The sequence below is a fragment of the Ruegeria sp. SATB027 genome (assembly GCF_059613825.1).
Window position 1 is genome coordinate 74,882 of record NZ_JBXWTH010000027.1, and the last position, 17,729, is coordinate 92,610.

Genomic DNA, 17,729 nt, shown 5'->3' on the forward strand with positions numbered 1-17,729 from the left:
TCCAGCGGCAATCAGCCTTTGCGTCGGAAGGTCAGGTAATGAGGTGTCCGACCCTCGCGCAGCGCCTTCTGCTCGTATCGCGTAGAAATCCAGTCGTCCCACGGTTCGCGCCAATCCGAAGGACGTTCCGCCAGCCATTCAAACCCGGCGCGCGGAACTTCTTCCAATGTCTGACGCACGTAATCGGGAATGTCAGTTGCAACCCGGAAGATCGCCCCGGGTTTCAGCACCTTTGCCAGTGGCTCAAGATGTTCCTGGGTTACAAATCGACGGCGATGATGCCGCGTTTTGGGCCATGGATCGGGATAGAGAAGGAACGCGCGCGAAATGCTGGCCTCTGGCAGCACGTCGAACAGATCGCGCGCATCGCCAGGGTGCACGGCAAGGTTTTCAACACCTGCCTGACGGATTTTGCCCAGCAGCATGGCAACACCGTTGATGTATGGCTCGGCCCCGATGATGCCAATGTCAGGATTGTTTTGCGCCTGGTGCACCAGATGCTCACCACCGCCAAAGCCGACTTCCAACCAGACCGGTTTACCGCCGTACAGGCCATCCAGGTCCAGCGGCTTGCGTTCAGGGTTGGTGTCCCAGTCCACAGCGCCGGGTGACAAGGCGGCCAGATCTTCGTTCAGATAGGTCTTTTGACTGGGCTTCAGGGTCTTGCCCTTGAAGCGGCCATAAAAGTTTCTGCGCGGGCGTTGTGGGGTCTCGGTGCTCATGGCGGTGGCCATACTGCGCAGCGGAGCACGTTGCAAGAGCGTGCACCGCCCCAAAGAAAAAGCGCGCCCCTGAAGGCGCGCTTTGGGATTTTCAGATCAAACTGCGGATTTCAGCGCGTCGACCAGATCAGTTCGTTCCCAGCTAAAACCGCCATCCGCATCCGGTTCGCGGCCAAAGTGACCGTAAGCCGCTGTACGCTGGTAGATCGGCTTGTTCAGCTGAAGGTGCTGACGAATGCCGCGGGGTGTCAGATCCATGATCTGACCAACTGCTTTTTCGATCGCCGCATCTGCAACCTGACCCGTGCCATGCGTGTCTGCGTAAATCGAAAGCGGCTTCGATACGCCAATGGCATAGCTCAACTGAATGGTGCAGCGCTCGGCCATACCGGCGGCTACGACGTTTTTCGCCAGGTAGCGCGCGGCATAGGCCGCCGAACGGTCAACCTTGGTCGGGTCTTTGCCCGAGAAAGCACCGCCACCATGCGGGGCTGCGCCACCATAGGTATCCACGATGATCTTACGACCGGTCAGACCCGCGTCGCCATCCGGCCCGCCAATAACGAATTTGCCGGTCGGGTTGACGTGCCATTCGGTTTCGGCCGACAGCCAGCCTTCGGGCAGAGTTTCACGGATATAGGGTTCAACGATGGCGCGGATGTCATCCGACGTCAGCGCCTCGTCCAGATGCTGCGTCGACAGAACGATCGAGCTGACGCCGACTGGTTTGCCGTTTTGATAAACGACAGACAACTGAGATTTCGCATCCGGCCCCAGTGCAGGTTCGGTGCCGTTCTTGCGCACTTCGGCCAGACGCCGCAGGATTGCGTGCGAATACTGGATCGGCGCAGGCATAAGCGCAGGCGTTTCTGTTGTGGCAAAGCCAAACATGATGCCCTGGTCGCCAGCGCCTTCGTCCTTGTTGTCCGCGGCATCCACGCCCTGCGCGATATGGGCGGATTGTTCGTGCAGAAAGTTCGTCACCTCGACTGTTTCGTGGTGGAACTTGTCCTGCTCGTATCCGATGTCTTTCACGCACTCGCGCGCGATTTCGTCGATGCGGTTCATGTAGTCATGCAGTTTGTCCTTGTCCGACAGACCAACTTCGCCACCGATAACGATGCGGTTGGTCGTGGCAAAGGTTTCGCAGGCCACGCGCGCCTCAGGCTCTTCGTTTAGAAATGCATCAAGGACAGCATCCGAGATACGGTCACAGACCTTATCCGGGTGCCCTTCAGAAACGGATTCCGAAGTAAAAGTATAGTTCTGTCGGGACATAAATGTGCTCCATTAAGGTTTCTCCGCCACGCCAGGAAGCCGTTGTGGCAGACCACAGACGCATACGCTTGCCCAAAGTTGGGGTCAATCTCTAATTGCCCGGTTGCCGCGGGTACCAAACAGCGCCATCGCCAGAATAAACAGTAAGACAACAACGATAGGACTGTCCCCGATACGTGCATAAGTCGTGCGACGGTGTGGTTGCGGCAGCACGGCGTCCACATATCCTGCCTCACCCAGAGCCAACGACGCAGTCACCCGACCCAATGGGTCAATCATGGCCGATACACCGGTATTGGCCGAACGTATCATCGGCAAGCCCTGCTCAATTGCCCTCATCCGGGCTTGCACCAGGTGTTGAAACGGTCCCGACCGCGTACCAAACCACGCGTCATTTGTGATCTGCAATAAGAAGTCAGCCCGACCCGGCGCACCATTCACATCTTGCGGGAAAATGGCTTCGTAGCAAATCAGGGGCAATGCGCTTCCAAGCTTGCCGAGGTCCAGCAGGGCGGGGCCCGGCCCCGCGCTGAACCCGTGCCCGGTTGTAGCAGCCAGACCACTGACCCCGAAACGCCCCATCAGGTCACCCAAGGGGACGTATTCACCGAAAGGCGCCAAGTGGTGTTTGTCATACAACCCTGCCTGACGCCTGGTTTCATCCAGATAGACCAGCGAGTTGAAGATTCTCGGGCCTTCTGCGCGCTGAATCCCCAATATCACCGGCACACCCTGCGCGGCATCCGCAACAGTTGACAGAAACGGTTGTGCGCCACCTAACCAAGCTGGAACTGCGGTCTCGGGCCAGACAATCAGGTCGGGTCTGGGAAAGGCTGCGGTATATTCAACCTGACGCGCAAAAAACAAAGGCGCATATGCCGGATCCCATTTTTGGTGCTGGGGGGCATTCGGCTGAACCACGCGAACCAGATGCGAACCGTCCTGAACGACGGGTCGCGTCGACCCATAAGTAATCGCCAGCGCGGCCATCGCGACTGTAAAACCCAGGGTCCGCGCCAAACCGTTCAAGGGTTTATCCTGCACCAATGCCGCGCCAATTGGGAGCGTTGCCGCAAAGGTCAGCGCGTTCAACCCATATGGCCCAACCAGAGACAGCACCTGAGCCACCGGTGTATCCACCCAGATCTGCGCGACTCCAGCCCATGGAAAGCCGGTCAGCACATATCCACGCGCCACCTCGGCCAGGGACAAGACTGCAACCAGTAATATGCCCTGACGAATGGGCGTGGCACCATTATTGCGCGACAGGCCAAAGGCGGCAGCCCAGAACAAGGCCAGTCCGCCCGCCAAGAACACCAACGCAAACGGGGCCATCCAGGCATGGCGTTCAGCATCTACCTGAAACGGCTCAATGATCCAGCCAAGGGCATGGGCAAAATAGCCGGTCGCGAAGGCCCAGCCGACCCATGCCGCCCGGCCTCGGGTTTCGCTGGCAAGGAAAATCGGCACAATCAGAACCAGAGCCAAAACGGTTGCGCCCCAATACAGATGCGGCGCCTGACCAAACGCGCCTGCCCCGCCAAGGGTGGCAGCGACCAACAATCTCAACGATAATGGCCAGCCCCTTACTGGGGTCATGCAGCAACGTCCGGCAGCATGACGCGCAGCCGTTTGATTCGGCGTGGATCGGCTTCGATCACTTCGAATTCCGGGCCCTCTGGGTGAATGACAACCTCACCCCGCGCCGGAACGCGGCCGGAGAGCATAAAGACAAGCCCGCCCAGAGTATCGATTTCCTCTTCGTCGACGTCTTCATGACTGGTCAGAGACCGGCCAATCTCGGCCTCGAAATCTTCGAGCGGCACACGCGCCTGTACCACATAGCATCCGGGCTTTTCCTGCACCCAAAGCTGGTCTTCATCCGCATCGTGCTCGTCAGCGATTTCACCCACGACCTGCTCGATCAGGTCTTCGATCGTCAGCAGACCATCAACGCCGCCATATTCATCAATCACCAATGCCATGTGACGCCGCTCGGTTTGCATCTTGGTCAACAAGACGCCGATTGGCATGGATGGCGGCACGAACAATAGCGTCCGCAGCATAGAGGTCAGATCAAACTTTTTACCCCCACCGTTGAAACCGTGGGTCAGAGCAAAATCCTTGAGGTGAACAAAACCAAGCGGTGTATCCAAAGTTCCCTCATAGACTGGAATCCTCGACATACCACTGCTTCGGAAAACGTCCGCCAGTTCATCTTTTGTGATCGTCGAAGGTACCGAGACGATTTCAGCGGTAGGGATGGCAACATCCTCAACGCGCATCCGGCGCAGGTTAATCATCCCACGTGGCTGCGCCACAGCCGCGTTTTGTCCGTTCACCGTCTGGTCCGGTTGAGTATCATCGCTCGAAAACACTTCGAGGATACGAGAAAACAGACCGGTTTTCTCTTCCGTTTCAGTACTGCTGTCCTGAGGTTGCGCGCTTTGCGCCGCCCTAGAACTGCCTTCTATTTCGCCCATTACCTTGTTCCAACTGATCGGGTCTTGAACCCACATTATACCTTATATGGGTCATCAATGCCCAATTTGCCAAGTATCTTGACCTCAATCCCTTCCATCAAGGTGGCATCGGGGTCACGAATGTGATCATAACCCAGCAAATGCAACGTTCCGTGAACAAGCAAATGGGTCACGTGATCACTCATTGCCTTGTTGGCTTCGGCCGCCTCTCGGGCGCAGGTGTCATAGGAAATCGCAACATCGCCCAGAACAATCTCGCCGGTAAAGTCCGGCTCTGGCAGGCGTGGTGACTGCCCTGGCTCGTCCGGAGCCAGGTCTTCCGCAGGCCAGCTCAGCACATTGGTGGGCGTCGGTTTGCCCCGAAATTCTGCGTTCAGTTCTGAAATCCGCGCATCGTTGCACCCCAGAATACTGACTTCGCACAGCTCCGGGGCCAAACCGCAATGGGTCAGAACGGCGTTAATCGCCTTTTGTGACAAGACCTCAAGATCTTGCCACCTTTCGTCTTCGAAAATGAGATCCAGGGTCATCTTACCGCACAACAGCCTCGTTAACGGGCTATGTGCTCACGTGGTTTCACGGCCCGCATCGGCCTCATACGCCTCGATGATTGCAGCGACAAGCGGGTGGCGCACCACGTCTTTCGAGGTGAAGTAGTTAAAACTGATATTCGGGATCGTTTTCAACAACCTCTCAGCGTCCGCCAGACCCGATTGAACACCACGCGGCAAATCGACCTGTGACCGGTCGCCCGTTATGACCATGCGGCTTCCTTCGCCCAGACGGGTCAGGAACATCTTCATCTGCATCGTGGTGGCGTTTTGCGCTTCGTCCAGAACCACAAATGCGTTGGCCAGCGTACGACCGCGCATAAAGGCCAGCGGAGCGATTTCGATTCGTTTCTCTTCGATCAGCTTGGCCAACTGTTTTCCGGGCAGAAAATCGTTCAGCGCGTCATAAAGCGGCTGCATGTAAGGGTCGACCTTGTCCTTCATGTCGCCTGGCAGATAGCCCAGTTTCTCGCCCGCCTCGACCGCCGGACGGCTCAGGATGATTCGATCCACATGTCCGCCGATGAACATCGAAACACCGACCGCCACCGCCAGATAGGTCTTACCCGTCCCCGCCGGGCCAATTCCAAAGGCCAGCTCATTCTTGAACAGTGACTGGACATAGGCTTTCTGGGCGTCGGTGCGCGGCTCAACCAGCTTCTTGCGGGTCTTGATCTCGACAGAACCGCCCTTGAACATCTCAAGCTGATCGCCATCGCGGCTTCCGGTTCCCTGCTCCGAAACACCCATCCGCAACTCGCGATCGACGTCTGCGGCCTCAACCTCGCGCCCACCTTCAAGCCTTGTATACAGCGATTGAAGCACTTCAACCGCCTGTTTCTGAGCATCATCATCGCCCATAACAACCAACTGATTGCCGCGACGTACAATCTGGACCGAAAGCTTGGTTTCGATCTCGGCCAGATTGCGGTCATATTCACCGCACAGGTCAATCAGCAATCGGTTGTCTGGAAATTCTACGAACGCCTCGTGTTGGGGCATTTCATCTTGCGGTGGGGTCAGGGCACCGATGGCCAATCCGCTCTCCTGTCTTGGCTGTTCACTCCGAGCGTAGACAACAAATCTTGGTAGGCGCAAGCCACAGTTTCAAAAATAAACGCTGAGATGTCATAACAGCCGATTTAACGGTGATCGGTTGCCGATTGGGCGAACATCAGAAGGTATAGTTCAGCCCGAATCTCAAACCGCTGTATTTTGGTGTGGACTTTGTGGAAAAGCCAGAACTGAACTGGACGTTTTTTGATTGGAATTGGACATATTCATATTCGCCCGTAATCGACCAATTGTCGGACAACTTATGCTCGGCCCCTATGCTTGCCGAATAACCGTTCCGCCGATCTGACGCCGAGAAATTCTGAACCGTCGGGCCCAATGCCAAGCTGTTGGTTGTTTCCACATCGCCCCACAGATATCCGACACTGAAGAAATACAGAATTCGTCCGCTGCGGTTTGTCAGACCATTACGAAATCGGACTGCCAGAACATCCGAAATCTCTGTTCCGCCTTGCACATTGACGCCGCCGATCCGCCTGCTGACAGTGTCGTCCAGGGAACCGAATTCATACCCGACTTCAAAGCCATAGACATAGTCGCGCCCACCGGTAGCAGGTAAAATACCACGCCACCCCCCCCGGAGCCCCCCGTATGTCCCCGACAAGTCCTGATCACCGATATCAAACTGCCTGCTGGGCGTTGTCAGGCCAAACCGATCGTCCCCACCAGACCCATAACCGCCGGTAAGTCCCAGGTAAAAAGCGCTGACATCAGTGCTGAATCTTTCCGGGCCTACCACTTCCGGATCGGTTACCTCACCTTTCAAATCACCGGCCATGGATGCGCCGGCAATCAGTGTAACAGCGGCAGTTAGCGTCAGCGTTTTCAACCTGCTCAGGCTCCTAAAGCTCTTGATAGTCGTCACTCGTACCTCCCTCATCCCGTTTTCCGGGACCGGCATACAGCCGATTTGCAGACGCAGAACCTTGCGCCCAAAAAACCATGGCTCCTCTCGGAGCATAGTTCCAAGCAATAAATCAAGGGTAAATTTTGGAAACAAACACCAACTATGGTGTCCGGGAGGTGTTTACACCGACGTACAACAACTCACCGGCCAGAGAATTCGCCCCCGACTCGGTGATCCGGACTTCTCTCAAGTCACCCGTGGCGATCTCTGGTCCTTTTACGTGCACCGAATGCAAATATTCGGACTTTCCAACCATCTGCCCGGACAAGCGACCCGGTTTTTCGAAAAGAACGCGGACAGTGCGTCCGACCATACCGTCCTGAATCTCTCGCTGATGGCGCGTGATCAAGGCCTGAAGCCGCTGCAACCGTTCATCTGCCGCGGCCGGATCAACCTGCAACCGTTCAGCTGCCGGGGTTCCCGGACGTGTGGAGTATTTGAAGGAATAGGCATAGCCGTATTTGACCTCTTCCACCAAATCCATCGTGGCCTGAAAATCATCTTCGGTCTCTTCTGGGAAACCAACAATGAAGTCCCCCGACATCACGATATCAGGACGCGCCGCACGAATGCGTTCGACCAGCCGCAGATAGCTTTCTGCCGTATGGCTACGGTTCATCCGCTTGAGGATACGGTCCGAACCCGACTGAACCGGCAGGTGCAGATAAGGCATCAGCTTGTCACAGGTGCCATGCGCCTCGATCAGATCGTCGGCCATGTCGTTTGGGTGCGAGGTGGTAAAGCGGATGCGTTCCAGCCCGTCGACCTTGTTCAGTTCCCAGATCAAGCCGGCAAGCGTCATGTCGCCATTCGCCCCGGCACCGTGATAGGCGTTGACGTTTTGGCCCAGCAACGTGATCTCGCGTACCCCGCGTTCGACCAGATCATGGGCTTCGCGAATGATGCGATCGGCTGGGCGGCTGACTTCAGCACCGCGTGTATAAGGAACCACGCAGAAGGCGCAGAATTTATCGCAGCCCTCCTGAACAGTCAAAAACGCCGTCGGTCCGCGCTTGGCCTTGGGGCGGTTTTTCAATTTTTCGAACTTGTCTTCTTCGGGGAAATCCGTGTCCAACGCCTTTTCGCCCGCTCGGGTCTTTGCCTCCATCTCGGGCAGGCGGTGATAGCTTTGCGGGCCGACCACCAGATCAACCAGCGGCTGGCGGCGCATGATCTCTTCGCCTTCCGCCTGAGCGACACAGCCCGCCACGCCGATTTTCAGATCAGGCTTCTCGGCCTTCAGACCCTTGAAGCGCCCCAGTTCGGAATACACTTTCTCTGCCGCTTTCTCACGGATGTGGCAGGTGTTTAGCAGAATCATATCCGCATCATCAGGTGTCTGGGTTTCAACGTAGCCCTGCCCGCCCAGCACCTCGGACATGCGTTCACTGTCATAGACATTCATCTGACAGCCATAGGTCTTGATAAACAGCTTCTTCGGTTCGGACATGAGACGGGCCTTTGCATTCGCTGGACCGGCGTCGTCTATATGCTTCGAACGCCGCTTGCAATGCGGGCGCAATTACCCGAATTTGGCGGAACTTTCCAGCAAGACAAAACTGAAAACAGCCGATGCAATACGATTCCCTCGACCATTTCCTGAAAGCCGGGCAGCCCGCAATGGCGCAAGGCCCCGTTGCGATGGTCTTTGCCGAGGACGAGGTCGAGTTGGAAAGTACTCTGCATCACCATCTGAAGCTTGGGTTCAAATCCGTTATCGCCTTCATGCCTCAGGAGTTCCGACTGGAGCCCGCGTTGACCGACCGGGTGCATCGGGTCACCTTGAAGTGCGTTCCCCGAACGGTGGTTTTCGATACCCTGAACAGAATAATTCAGGCCGCACCCGGCATTTGGATGTATTACTGCTATAACGCCGAGTACCTGTTCTTTCCGTTTTGCGAAACGCGCAGCATTGCTGAGATGCTGGCCTTTCACAGCGAAGAACGCCGCAACGCTATGCTGAGCTACGTCATCGACCTTTATGCCGAGGACCTGACCGCTTTTCCCAACGGTGTCGCCCCCGAACAGGCTTTGTTCGACAAAACGGGTTATTATGCCCAATCACGCCGCGACCCTGACGGCCAACCGCTGGACCGCCAGGTGGACCTGTCGGGTGGCTTACGCTGGCGGTTCGAGGATCACATTCCCTATGAACGCCGTCGCATCGACCGCATCGCTCTGTTTAAGGCGCAAAAGGGCCTGATCCTGAAATCGGACCACACGTTCAATGAGCCGGAATTCAATACCTATTCCTGCCCATGGCACCACAACATGACCGCGGCTATTTGTTCCTTCCGCGCCGCGAAGGCGCTCAAAACAAATGCCGGGTCGACTTTTGACATTCCGAATTTTAGCTGGCGCAACTCTGTGCCTTTTGAATGGCACTCGCGGCAGCTGCTGGATCTGGGCCTGATCGAATCAGGCCAGTGGTTCTGAATCGTCTCAGCGCTGAAACAGGACCGGAAACCAGTCTTCGCGAAGACGCTGCCCCGGCGTCATGCCATGGCCGGGAAAAGGTGGAGAGGTTCTGCCTGGACGCTCTACATACCGTGCGTCATCGCCGACCAACCGCAGAGAAAAGGCGCGGCGACGGCTATCCGAGTGGTTACCCCGCGCACCGTGAAGGGTGCGATAATTGAAGGCAACGGCGTCACCGGGGTCCATTTCGAATTCAACGACTTTCATGCCCTCGGCATCTGGGTCCGGCACGGGGATGTACTGCCCTTCATCCGGGAAAAAACCTTCCTCGGAAACCCAGCGGGTTGGCAGCACCTCTTTCTCCCACCGGTGAGAACCTGCGACACAGCGCAACGTCGCCTGCCTGACCGGATCCAGCGGAGACCAGAAGCTGATGGTTTGTTGACCTTCAACGAAGTAATATGGGCCATCCTGATGCCAGGGCGTGGCCATGGATGTCCCGGGCTCTTTTACCAATACGTGGTCGTGAAACACCTGCACGTTTTTCGACTGCATCAGGTCCGCTGCGACCTCGGCCGCAGGCGAGTTTTCGATCACCTCACGGAACTGCGGGATGCGGGTCCAGTTGCAGTAATCGTCAAAGAACAGACCCGTTTGACCCTCTTTCTTGTTTTCTGATGCATACGGACCAGGCTCTGCCATATTCGCGGCCACACCCTTCCGCAGTTGATCCACATAGTCTGCAAACAGCCCTTTGATCAGAACGACGCCATCATCCTGATAAGTTGTGATCATTTCTTGAGTAACAAGCGGGTGAGGCATCCGGGTCTCCATTCGTTTTCCAATCTTTTGCGTTGAAGATGTGTTCTATTCAAATCATATCTTTCGAAGTTATAATTAACTTCATGTTATATATTTCACTGCGTCAGTACGAATATGTTTGCGCGGTCGGGCGCCACGGCAGCCTGTCCGCAGCCGCACAATACCTGAATGTTTCGCAACCAGCCCTGTCCACAGCCCTGACGCGTGTCGAAGCATATTTGGGTCACCCTCTGTTCATCCGCCGCCGAGGTTCGGCCATGGCGCTGACGCCTCAGGGGCGAAAATTCATCGATCAGGCCGAGACCCTTCTGAAAGACGCAGCCCAAATCGAGGCATCAGAAACTCCGTCGCCGGGCACGACACGTCTAAGACTGGGGTGTTTTACGGACCTCGCGCCCTTCCTGCTGGCACCCGCCCTGCACCATCTGCGCGATGCTTTTCCAAACATCGCTATCACTTATTTTGCCGCCTCCTTCGAAGGGCTGTTGAACAGATTGATTGATGGCCAGATCGATATTGCCATCACCTATGAGCTGACAATGGATGCCGGGTTCACACGAACAAAACTGTTCGACAGTCGACCAAAGGCCCTAATGCCACCGGATCATCTGTTGGCGACAGCGGGCATGGTCTCACTGGCTGACTTGGCTGCTCACCCGTTGATCTTGTCAACAGAAGGCTGGTCGGCCCAACACATCCTCAGTCTCTTTCGGCGCAACGGTCTGCACCCGACTGTCGCGCATAGGGCGGCATCGATTGAGATCCAGCGCAGTCTTGCCGCCCATGGCGAAGGGATCGGGATCAGCTATACCAGCCCGCTCAACCCGGTCAGTTATGACAATAAACGTCTTGTCAGTGTTCCGATCAGCAATCAGGACGCAACTGAATCGGTTGTACTTGCGCGCCACGGAACAGGGCCCGCTGACGCAACGATTGATCAGGTTGAACGTTTGTTGTTGGCGAGTTTGAAAGGCGGTATTGGCGCTACTTTTTGCGCAGGCGAATGACAACGTCGACCGAGGCAATCTCGACCCCTTCGGGTGCTTCGGGCAGGCGTTGAATCACCAATTGGTCCGACGGCGCGTCACTCAGGCGCGCCTCATCCTCCCAATAAAAATGAGGGTGATCATGCGTATTCGTGTCGAAATAGCTTTTTGACCCGTCCACGGTGATTTCCTGCAGAACGCCAGCGTCGCAAAACGCGCGCAGGGTATTGTAAACCGTCGCCAGTGAAACAGCGTCGCCATTCGCCTTGGCCGATTCAAACAGGCTCTCGGCGGTGACGTGACGATGCCGGCCATCGCCCACCAGAAGCTCGGCCAACGCCACACGCTGACGCGTCGGACGCAGGCCGGCGTTCACCAGCCAACCCGTTGCTATATCGCCGCTCTGCGGTGTCATTGATCCGATACCCATAGTTACTTCCATTATATATAGGAGCGCATGGTTGGCAATTTCAAATGAAATTCATTCGCAAAGAACGCGGCATACACAACATGATGTGGCCGCTGCTCTTGCAGGACCTTGCAAACGGGTGCTAGACGAGGCCAGATATAACGAACGGACCCACGGCAGGAGAGGCGGCAAGAATGGCCCAGTTCCCAAGCAGTTTTGACAAAGACGATCTGCTGAAATGCGCCCGCGGCGAATTATTTGGCCCCGGCAATGCACAATTGCCCGCCCCGCCAATGCTGATGATGGACCGGATTACCGACATCTCGGAAGACGGTGGCCTGCACGGCAAGGGCCATGTGCTGGCCGAGTTCGATATCACCCCTGAACTTTGGTTCTTTGACTGCCATTTTCCCGGCAACCCAATTATGCCGGGCTGCCTGGGCCTTGACGGTCTATGGCAGCTGACCGGTTTCAACCTTGGTTGGCGCGGATGGCAAGGGCGCGGCATGGCCGTCGGCGTGGGCGAAGTGAAACTGACCGGTATGGTTCGTCCAGACCGCAAGATGCTAACGTATAAAATCGATTTCAAAAAAGCGATTCAGACACGTCGTCTGACCATGGGTGTGGCAGATGGAATCGTCGAAGCCGATGGCGAGATGATCTATGATGTCAAAGATATGAAGGTCGTTTTGTCCGAGGCCTGAGCCTGACCGACCCGAAATAAGGAGTGCGCACATGCGTCGAGTAGTCGTCACCGGTCTGGGGGTAGTATCTTCGATCGGGAATAATGCCCAAGAGGTTCTGGCCTCGCTCAAAGCAGGCAAGTCCGGGATCGAAGCCAGCGAACAGATGGCGGAACACGGATTTCGCAGTCAGATCGCGGGTACGCTCAAGATTGACGTGGCTGAACACGTGGACAAACGCACCCTGCGCTTCATGGGTCCCGGGGCCGCCTATGCACATATCGCCATGAGCCAGGCGATTGCCGATTCCGGTCTGACCGAGGACCAGGTAGTCAACCCGCGCACAGGTCTGGTGGCCGGATCCGGCGGCCCGTCGACAAGCGCGATGCTGACGGCGCATCAGACCGTTCTGAAGACAGGTACGACCAAGCGGATCGGGCCGTTCGCAGTGCCGAAATGCATGTGTTCGACAATCTCGGCAAACCTGGCGACCGCATTCAAGATCAAGGGTATCAACTATTCGATCACCTCGGCCTGCTCGACCTCGCTGCATTGCATCGGCAACGCGGCCGAACAGATCATGCTGGGTAAACAGGACGTCATGTTTGCTGGCGGCGGCGAAGAACTGGACTGGACGCTTTCGTGCCTGTTCGATGCGATGGGCGCGATGTCGTCGAAATACAATGACATGCCCGACAAAGCCTCGCGCGCGTTTGACGAAAACCGTGACGGGTTTGTGATTTCCGGTGGCGGCGGCATCCTCGTTCTGGAAGAGCTGGAGCACGCGCTGGCCCGCGGCGCAAAGATTTATGCCGAAGTCACCGGCTATGCTGCTACCTCGGATGGCCACGACATGGTGGCCCCTTCGGGTGAAGGCGGTGAGCGCGCGATGCGGCTGGCGCTGGCCACATTGCCCGAAGGTCGCAAGGTCGGTTATATCAATGCACATGGGACCTCGACCCCTGTCGGTGACGTAGGTGAAGTAGAGGCTGTGCGCCGCATCTTCGGTGAAGGCAATGTGCCACCGATTTCTTCGACCAAATCGATGACTGGCCACGCGCAAGGCGCGGCAGGAGCGCTTGAGGCGATCTTCTGCCTGCTCATGCTGGACAATGATTTCATCACGCCGTCGATCAATGTCGACACACTCGCCCAAGGCATCTTGCCCGGTGAAATTGCAACTGAAGTGGTTGAAAACGCAGGACTGGACAGTGTCATGACCAACAGCTTCGGCTTTGGCGGCACCAACGGGTCCATGATTCTGTCTAAGTATAACGGGTGAAAGTGATGTCGGATCTTCTCAAAGGTAAGCGCGGCCTGATCATGGGCGTGGCCAATGACCGCTCAATCGCGTGGGGTATTGCCAAGGCTATGCACGAGGCAGGCGCAGAACTGGCCTTCACCTATCAGGGCGAGGCTTTCGGCAAACGGCTGGAACCTCTCGCTCAAAGCCTTGGCAGCGATTTCATGGTGGATGCCGATGTGACCGACGATGAGTCACTGGACCGCGCCTTTGGTGAGCTGGCTCAGCGTTGGCCCACCATCGACTTTGTTGTTCATGCCATTGCGTATTCGGATAAATCCGAGCTGACAGGCCGGTTTCTGAATACCACGCGGGCGAACTTCAAACACTCGATGGACGTGTCGGCCTATTCTTTCATCGAGGTGGCACGCCGCGCCTATCCGATGATGAAGGACAATGGGGGCTCGCTGCTGACGCTGACTTATCAGGGATCAAACCGGGTGGTACCGAACTACAACGTCATGGGTGTTGCCAAGGCGGCGCTGGAATCGGCGACCCGTTATCTGGCCAATGACCTTGGCCCGGATGGTATCCGCGTGAACGCAATCTCACCGGGACCGATGAAAACCCTTGCCGGTGCCGCCATTGGCGGGGCGCGCAGGACATATAAGTTCTGCGATCAGAATGCGCCGATGCGTTCGAATGCCACTCTGGAAGCTGTTGGCGGGACCGCAGTTTACCTGACATCTGATGCGGGAGCCTGCACGTCCGGAGAAATCATCCGCGTTGACGGTGGTTTCCACGTTCTGGGCATGCCGCAACCCGATTTCATGTGACCATATCTTTCCCTGCCGCCGCCAAGATTTCACCATCTTTGGGCGGCAGGACTTCGATATGAGCAAGCTAGATCAAATCATTGCAAACAACGCACGATCAGTGCAAAGCCGGAAAAAGTCCGGTTTCCTCAGCCAGCGGGCCAGAGTGCTGCTGCTCGCGCTGACATCATTGCTGCTGGTGTTCGTCTTTTTCACCCAGCCACAGGTGCGCGCAGCTGTTGAAGCTTTGATCGGCTGAAGTCCGGGCGGTCGTTCCAACCCGAACTATGTCTCAATTGATCGAGACTACTTCAATCTCAAACACCAGATCCTGACCGGCCAACGGATGGTTTCCGTCAAGGGTCACAGTCGCTTCGTTGGCGTCCACAACTGTCACAGGTACGGCCTGACCGTCCGGTGTCTGCATCTGCAGTTGAGTGCCCGGATCCAGCGGAATATCCTCGGGAATACCTTCGCGGGGGATTTCCTGACGCATCGCAGGGTTGATCGGGCCGTAGGCGTCGGTACAGGCAATCTCGACCCGTTTCTTGTCACCTGCGGACAAACCGGGCATGGCACTGTCCAGACCGGGAATGATCTGGCCCGATCCTACCACGAACTCCAACGGATCGCGCCCATCCGAACTGTCAAAGACTTTGCCATCCAACAATGTCCCTGTGTAATGGATGCGAACCGTGTCACCTTGCTTGATTTCTGTCATAGTGGCCTCCGGCCGTTTTTAGGGGTTAAGCGGCCAACCCTAGAGATTGACACAAAGTTGTAAACCCTTGGCCCTTTCCCCCCCTTTCGCGTTGTGCCAACCTGCGCGCAATCAAAGGAGGGTCATATGGCAATCACGACCTGCGTGTTCGACGCCTACGGAACGCTGTTTGATGTTGCGGCCGCCGCCCGGCAGGCAGCAGGCGAGCCGGAGTTCGAAGCCCTGAAAGACAAATGGCCCGAGGTCGCAGGGCATTGGCGCCTGAAGCAATTGCAATACACATGGCTGCGTGCTGTGGCGGATGCCCATGCGGATTTTTGGGATGTCACACAGGACGGGCTGGACTGGGCGCTGGACGCTGCCGGCCTTCAGGGCAATCCAGAATTGCGCCAACGCCTGCTGGATCTTTATTGGGAGTTACAGGCCTATCCCGAAGTTCCTGTCATGCTGAAAGCCCTCAAGGATGGCGGGATGCAGACTGCCATCCTGTCCAACGGATCACCGCCCATGCTGGACGGCGCTGTTCAGTCCGCCGGGATCGGCGATGTGCTGGATGACGTGCTGTCGGTCGAAAGCGTTGGGGTCTTCAAGCCCCATTCCCGTGTCTATGATCTGGTTCAGAACAGGTTTGACTGCGCCCGCAACGAGGTCTTGTTCGTCAGTTCAAACGGCTGGGATGCCGCAGGGGCCAGCGGTTATGGTTTTGTCACCGCCTGGGTCAATCGGATCGGGGAACCAATGGACCGGCTGCCGTGGACGCCAGCGCATGTACTGTCTGACTTGACCACCATTCCCAAACTGGCTGGTCTTTGATGCCGGACTTCACGACTTCGGACGGCAAGCGCATCTATTTCGAAGACCATGGATCGGGCACGCCGCTTTTGTGTCTGGCCGGATTGACCAGAAACAGCCGGGATTTCTCGTATTTCGCACCACATGCCACTGAGCTGCGCATGATTGCTATGGATTACAGGGGGCGCGGTCGCTCGGACTACGACCCCGATTTCATGAATTACAACGTCTTTCGTGAATCCCATGACGCGATTGAACTGCTGGATATTCTGGGCATCGAAAAAGCGGTCATTCTGGGCACCTCGCGGGGCGGGCTGATTGCCATGGCGTTGGCGGCAAGCCACCCCGAACGTTTGGCCGGTGTGATTCTGAACGATGTGGGGCCGGTCATCGAGACGTCAGGCATCGCCAAGATCATGGCCTACGTGGGCGCACAACCCACCGCGAAAACCTATGACGAAGCTGCTGCTGCCCTGAAACATGTGATGGAGCCGCAATTCCCAGGAGTTCCCCTGGAGATCTGGCGCAAACAGGCCGAAATTCAATACAAACAACAAGGGGACAGGCTGGCGCTGCGCTATGACCCGGCCCTGCGCAAAGCGCTTCTGGAACAGGCCGCGAGTGGTGCCATACCCGATTACTGGTTGTTTTTTGAAGCGCTGCGCAACATTCCCTGCGGCGCGATCAGGGGCGCGAACTCGGACGTTCTGAGCGCAGAAACACTGGCTGAGATGCACCGGCGGCATCCCGGTCTGATCTCGACCGATGTGCCGGATCGCGGGCATGTTCCGTTCTTGAATGAGCCTCAATCTCTGGATGTCATCAAAAAGGTATTGAAGAACGCTGCATGAGCACAATTGAAATGATCGAAGCCGCGGCCAAACGGCTTAAGGGACATGTCCGCGAGACACCAATTCTGTCGTCGCCATTTCTTGACGCGATCGCCGGGCGCCGAATTTGGGTCAAGCCGGAATGCCTGCAACATACGGGCAGTTTCAAGTTTCGGGGGGCTTGGTCTGCCATATCCGCGCTGGACGAAGACATACGCCAGCGCGGCGTGATTGCCTATTCCTCGGGCAACCACGCGCAGGGCGTTGCGATGGCGGCGTCGAAACATGGAATTGCTTCGGTCATTGTCATGCCGTCGGACGCGCCGCACCTGAAAATCGAAAACACCCGCGCGCTTGGGGGTGAAGTTGTTCTTTACGACCGCGCAAACGAAAGCCGCGAAGAGATCGGGGAAACCATCGCCGCCGAACGCGGGCTAACCCTGATCCGGCCATATGACGAGCCTCAGGTGATTGCGGGACAAGGTGCCACCGGCTTGGAAATCGCCAGACAGGCAGCGGAACTTGGGGTTTCTCAGGCGGATGTTCTGGTCTGTTGTGGTGGTGGCGGCCTCACCTCTGGCATTGCGCTGGCACTTGAAAAACACGCCCCCGACCTAAGGGTACGCCCGTGCGAACCAGAAGGGTTCGATGACGTAAAACGATCACTGGCAACGGGACGGATTCAGAACAACAACGCGGCATCAGGCAATATTTGCGATGCCATCCTGACACCGCAACCCGGCGACATCACCTTTCCCATCCTCAACCGTCTTTGCGGGCCCGGTATTTCGGTCACCGAAGACGAGGCGCTGCGGGCCATGGCACTTGCTTTCCTGCGCCTCAAGATCGTGCTGGAGCCCGGCGGCGCAGTTGCATTGGCCTCGGCCCTGTTCCGGGGCGACGAGATTGAGGGCGACGACGTGATCGTGGTCACTTCGGGTGGTAACGTCGATCCGGATGTTTTTGCCAGGGCGTTGGAATTCCTGACCTGACAG

20 protein-coding genes and 1 riboswitch are annotated in these 17,729 nt (G+C 56.9%); of the genes, 9 read left to right on the plus strand and 11 right to left on the minus strand.

The window, feature by feature from the left end; translation table 11 throughout:
- Positions 1-11: 11 nt before the first annotated feature.
- The 8 genes from trmB to miaB all read right to left on the minus strand — a co-directional run bounded on the left by trmB (position 12) and on the right by miaB (position 8,465).
- On the minus strand, positions 12-722 hold the full coding sequence (trmB, locus tag AC2FPW_RS04890; RefSeq protein WP_496812738.1) for a tRNA (guanosine(46)-N7)-methyltransferase TrmB: 711 nt from the start codon (positions 720-722) through the stop codon (positions 12-14).
- A 96-nt stretch (positions 723-818) separates the two neighbouring features.
- Entirely contained in the window at positions 819-2,000 is a 1,182-nt protein-coding gene (gene metK / locus AC2FPW_RS04895) for a methionine adenosyltransferase (RefSeq protein WP_496812739.1), read from the minus strand.
- A gap of 5 nt (positions 2,001-2,005) precedes the next feature.
- A riboswitch (SAM-SAH riboswitch) is annotated at positions 2,006-2,054 on the minus strand.
- Positions 2,055-2,084: 30 nt separating this feature from the next.
- Entirely contained in the window at positions 2,085-3,599 is a 1,515-nt protein-coding gene (gene lnt, locus AC2FPW_RS04900; protein WP_480900150.1) for an apolipoprotein N-acyltransferase, read from the minus strand.
- The gene (locus AC2FPW_RS04905; RefSeq protein WP_267366995.1) at positions 3,596-4,483 is read right to left on the minus strand and encodes a hemolysin family protein; all 888 of its coding nucleotides are present in this window, start codon (positions 4,481-4,483) and stop codon (positions 3,596-3,598) included. The genes lnt and AC2FPW_RS04905 overlap by 4 nt, the downstream gene beginning before the upstream one ends.
- A 35-nt stretch (positions 4,484-4,518) precedes the next feature.
- On the minus strand, positions 4,519-5,013 hold the full coding sequence (ybeY, locus tag AC2FPW_RS04910; RefSeq protein ID WP_480832701.1) for an rRNA maturation RNase YbeY: 495 nt from the start codon (positions 5,011-5,013) through the stop codon (positions 4,519-4,521).
- Positions 5,014-5,049: 36 nt separating this feature from the next.
- Complete coding sequence (locus tag AC2FPW_RS04915; RefSeq protein WP_480507088.1) at positions 5,050-6,072, minus strand: PhoH family protein; 1,023 nt, start codon at positions 6,070-6,072, stop codon at positions 5,050-5,052.
- A 136-nt stretch (positions 6,073-6,208) separates the two neighbouring features.
- A complete protein-coding gene (locus AC2FPW_RS04920) occupies positions 6,209-6,973 on the minus strand; it encodes an outer membrane protein (RefSeq protein ID WP_480900154.1) in 765 nt (254 codons plus the stop codon).
- Between the two features lie 142 nt (positions 6,974-7,115).
- Complete coding sequence (miaB, locus tag AC2FPW_RS04925; RefSeq protein WP_496812740.1) at positions 7,116-8,465, minus strand: tRNA (N6-isopentenyl adenosine(37)-C2)-methylthiotransferase MiaB; 1,350 nt, start codon at positions 8,463-8,465, stop codon at positions 7,116-7,118.
- A 122-nt stretch (positions 8,466-8,587) separates the two neighbouring features.
- On the opposite strand from miaB, the gene AC2FPW_RS04930 reads away from it, so the two are divergent.
- The gene (locus tag AC2FPW_RS04930; RefSeq protein ID WP_480832697.1) at positions 8,588-9,451 is read left to right on the plus strand and encodes a hypothetical protein; all 864 of its coding nucleotides are present in this window, start codon (positions 8,588-8,590) and stop codon (positions 9,449-9,451) included.
- Between the two features lie 6 nt (positions 9,452-9,457).
- Here the strand turns inward: AC2FPW_RS04930 and AC2FPW_RS04935 are convergent, their stop codons facing one another.
- On the minus strand, positions 9,458-10,255 hold the full coding sequence (locus tag AC2FPW_RS04935) for a phytanoyl-CoA dioxygenase family protein (RefSeq protein ID WP_480507092.1): 798 nt from the start codon (positions 10,253-10,255) through the stop codon (positions 9,458-9,460).
- 83 nt (positions 10,256-10,338) lie between these two features.
- On the opposite strand from AC2FPW_RS04935, the gene AC2FPW_RS04940 reads away from it, so the two are divergent.
- Positions 10,339-11,262 carry a LysR family transcriptional regulator gene (locus AC2FPW_RS04940; protein ID WP_496812741.1) on the plus strand — a complete coding sequence of 308 codons (924 nt, stop codon included), beginning with the start codon at positions 10,339-10,341 and terminating at the stop codon, positions 11,260-11,262.
- Here AC2FPW_RS04940 and irrA read toward each other — a convergent pair.
- Complete coding sequence (gene irrA, locus AC2FPW_RS04945; protein WP_267366106.1) at positions 11,240-11,656, minus strand: iron response transcriptional regulator IrrA; 417 nt, start codon at positions 11,654-11,656, stop codon at positions 11,240-11,242. The genes AC2FPW_RS04940 and irrA overlap by 23 nt on opposite strands.
- A gap of 188 nt (positions 11,657-11,844) precedes the next feature.
- Between irrA and fabA the strand changes: the two genes are divergently transcribed.
- The 4 genes from fabA to AC2FPW_RS04965 are packed head-to-tail and all read left to right on the plus strand — an operon-like array spanning position 11,845 to position 14,650.
- The gene (fabA, locus tag AC2FPW_RS04950) at positions 11,845-12,354 is read left to right on the plus strand and encodes a bifunctional 3-hydroxydecanoyl-ACP dehydratase/trans-2-decenoyl-ACP isomerase (RefSeq protein WP_267366099.1); all 510 of its coding nucleotides are present in this window, start codon (positions 11,845-11,847) and stop codon (positions 12,352-12,354) included.
- A gap of 31 nt (positions 12,355-12,385) precedes the next feature.
- Positions 12,386-13,615, plus strand: a complete 1,230-nt coding sequence (fabB, locus tag AC2FPW_RS04955; RefSeq protein ID WP_496812742.1) for a beta-ketoacyl-ACP synthase I — start codon at positions 12,386-12,388, stop codon at positions 13,613-13,615.
- Positions 13,616-13,620: 5 nt separating this feature from the next.
- Positions 13,621-14,412, plus strand: a complete 792-nt coding sequence (locus AC2FPW_RS04960; RefSeq protein WP_267366101.1) for an enoyl-ACP reductase FabI — start codon at positions 13,621-13,623, stop codon at positions 14,410-14,412.
- Between the two features lie 58 nt (positions 14,413-14,470).
- Positions 14,471-14,650 (plus strand): hypothetical protein, encoded by a 180-nt coding sequence (locus tag AC2FPW_RS04965; RefSeq protein ID WP_267366102.1) that lies wholly within the window; start codon positions 14,471-14,473, stop codon positions 14,648-14,650.
- A 33-nt stretch (positions 14,651-14,683) separates the two neighbouring features.
- Here AC2FPW_RS04965 and AC2FPW_RS04970 read toward each other — a convergent pair whose 3' ends face one another.
- Positions 14,684-15,112, minus strand: a complete 429-nt coding sequence (locus AC2FPW_RS04970; RefSeq protein ID WP_209505363.1) for an FKBP-type peptidyl-prolyl cis-trans isomerase — start codon at positions 15,110-15,112, stop codon at positions 14,684-14,686.
- Positions 15,113-15,238: 126 nt separating this feature from the next.
- On the opposite strand from AC2FPW_RS04970, the gene AC2FPW_RS04975 reads away from it, so the two are divergent.
- Genes AC2FPW_RS04975 through AC2FPW_RS04985 form a run of 3 tightly spaced genes read left to right on the plus strand, consistent with a single transcriptional unit; the run spans position 15,239 to position 17,726 of the window.
- On the plus strand, positions 15,239-15,925 hold the full coding sequence (locus AC2FPW_RS04975; RefSeq protein ID WP_496812743.1) for a haloacid dehalogenase type II: 687 nt from the start codon (positions 15,239-15,241) through the stop codon (positions 15,923-15,925).
- Complete coding sequence (locus AC2FPW_RS04980; protein ID WP_496812744.1) at positions 15,925-16,755, plus strand: alpha/beta fold hydrolase; 831 nt, start codon at positions 15,925-15,927, stop codon at positions 16,753-16,755. Before AC2FPW_RS04975 ends, AC2FPW_RS04980 begins: the two co-directional genes overlap by 1 nt.
- Positions 16,752-17,726: a threonine ammonia-lyase gene (locus tag AC2FPW_RS04985; RefSeq protein ID WP_496753103.1), complete on the plus strand. Its 975-nt coding sequence runs from the start codon at positions 16,752-16,754 to the stop codon at positions 17,724-17,726. The genes AC2FPW_RS04980 and AC2FPW_RS04985 overlap by 4 nt, the downstream gene beginning before the upstream one ends.
- Positions 17,727-17,729 lie beyond the last annotated feature (3 nt).

Coding starts and splice junctions, on each gene's coding strand:
- lnt (WP_480900150.1), bottom strand. CDS start 3,599: ATGACCCCAGTAAGGGGCTGGCCATTATCGTTGAGATTGTTGGTCGCT.
- AC2FPW_RS04965 (WP_267366102.1), top strand. CDS start 14,471: ATGAGCAAGCTAGATCAAATCATTGCAAACAACGCACGATCAGTGCAA.
- AC2FPW_RS04940 (WP_496812741.1), top strand. CDS start 10,339: ATGTTATATATTTCACTGCGTCAGTACGAATATGTTTGCGCGGTCGGG.
- AC2FPW_RS04980 (WP_496812744.1), top strand. CDS start 15,925: ATGCCGGACTTCACGACTTCGGACGGCAAGCGCATCTATTTCGAAGAC.
- fabA (WP_267366099.1), top strand. CDS start 11,845: ATGGCCCAGTTCCCAAGCAGTTTTGACAAAGACGATCTGCTGAAATGC.
- AC2FPW_RS04970 (WP_209505363.1), bottom strand. CDS start 15,112: ATGACAGAAATCAAGCAAGGTGACACGGTTCGCATCCATTACACAGGG.
- irrA (WP_267366106.1), bottom strand. CDS start 11,656: ATGACACCGCAGAGCGGCGATATAGCAACGGGTTGGCTGGTGAACGCC.
- trmB (WP_496812738.1), bottom strand. CDS start 722: ATGAGCACCGAGACCCCACAACGCCCGCGCAGAAACTTTTATGGCCGC.
- AC2FPW_RS04960 (WP_267366101.1), top strand. CDS start 13,621: ATGTCGGATCTTCTCAAAGGTAAGCGCGGCCTGATCATGGGCGTGGCC.
- fabB (WP_496812742.1), top strand. CDS start 12,386: ATGCGTCGAGTAGTCGTCACCGGTCTGGGGGTAGTATCTTCGATCGGG.
- miaB (WP_496812740.1), bottom strand. CDS start 8,465: ATGTCCGAACCGAAGAAGCTGTTTATCAAGACCTATGGCTGTCAGATG.
- AC2FPW_RS04905 (WP_267366995.1), bottom strand. CDS start 4,483: ATGGGCGAAATAGAAGGCAGTTCTAGGGCGGCGCAAAGCGCGCAACCT.
- AC2FPW_RS04975 (WP_496812743.1), top strand. CDS start 15,239: ATGGCAATCACGACCTGCGTGTTCGACGCCTACGGAACGCTGTTTGAT.
- AC2FPW_RS04985 (WP_496753103.1), top strand. CDS start 16,752: ATGAGCACAATTGAAATGATCGAAGCCGCGGCCAAACGGCTTAAGGGA.
- AC2FPW_RS04930 (WP_480832697.1), top strand. CDS start 8,588: ATGCAATACGATTCCCTCGACCATTTCCTGAAAGCCGGGCAGCCCGCA.
- metK (WP_496812739.1), bottom strand. CDS start 2,000: ATGTCCCGACAGAACTATACTTTTACTTCGGAATCCGTTTCTGAAGGG.
- ybeY (WP_480832701.1), bottom strand. CDS start 5,013: ATGACCCTGGATCTCATTTTCGAAGACGAAAGGTGGCAAGATCTTGAG.
- AC2FPW_RS04935 (WP_480507092.1), bottom strand. CDS start 10,255: ATGCCTCACCCGCTTGTTACTCAAGAAATGATCACAACTTATCAGGAT.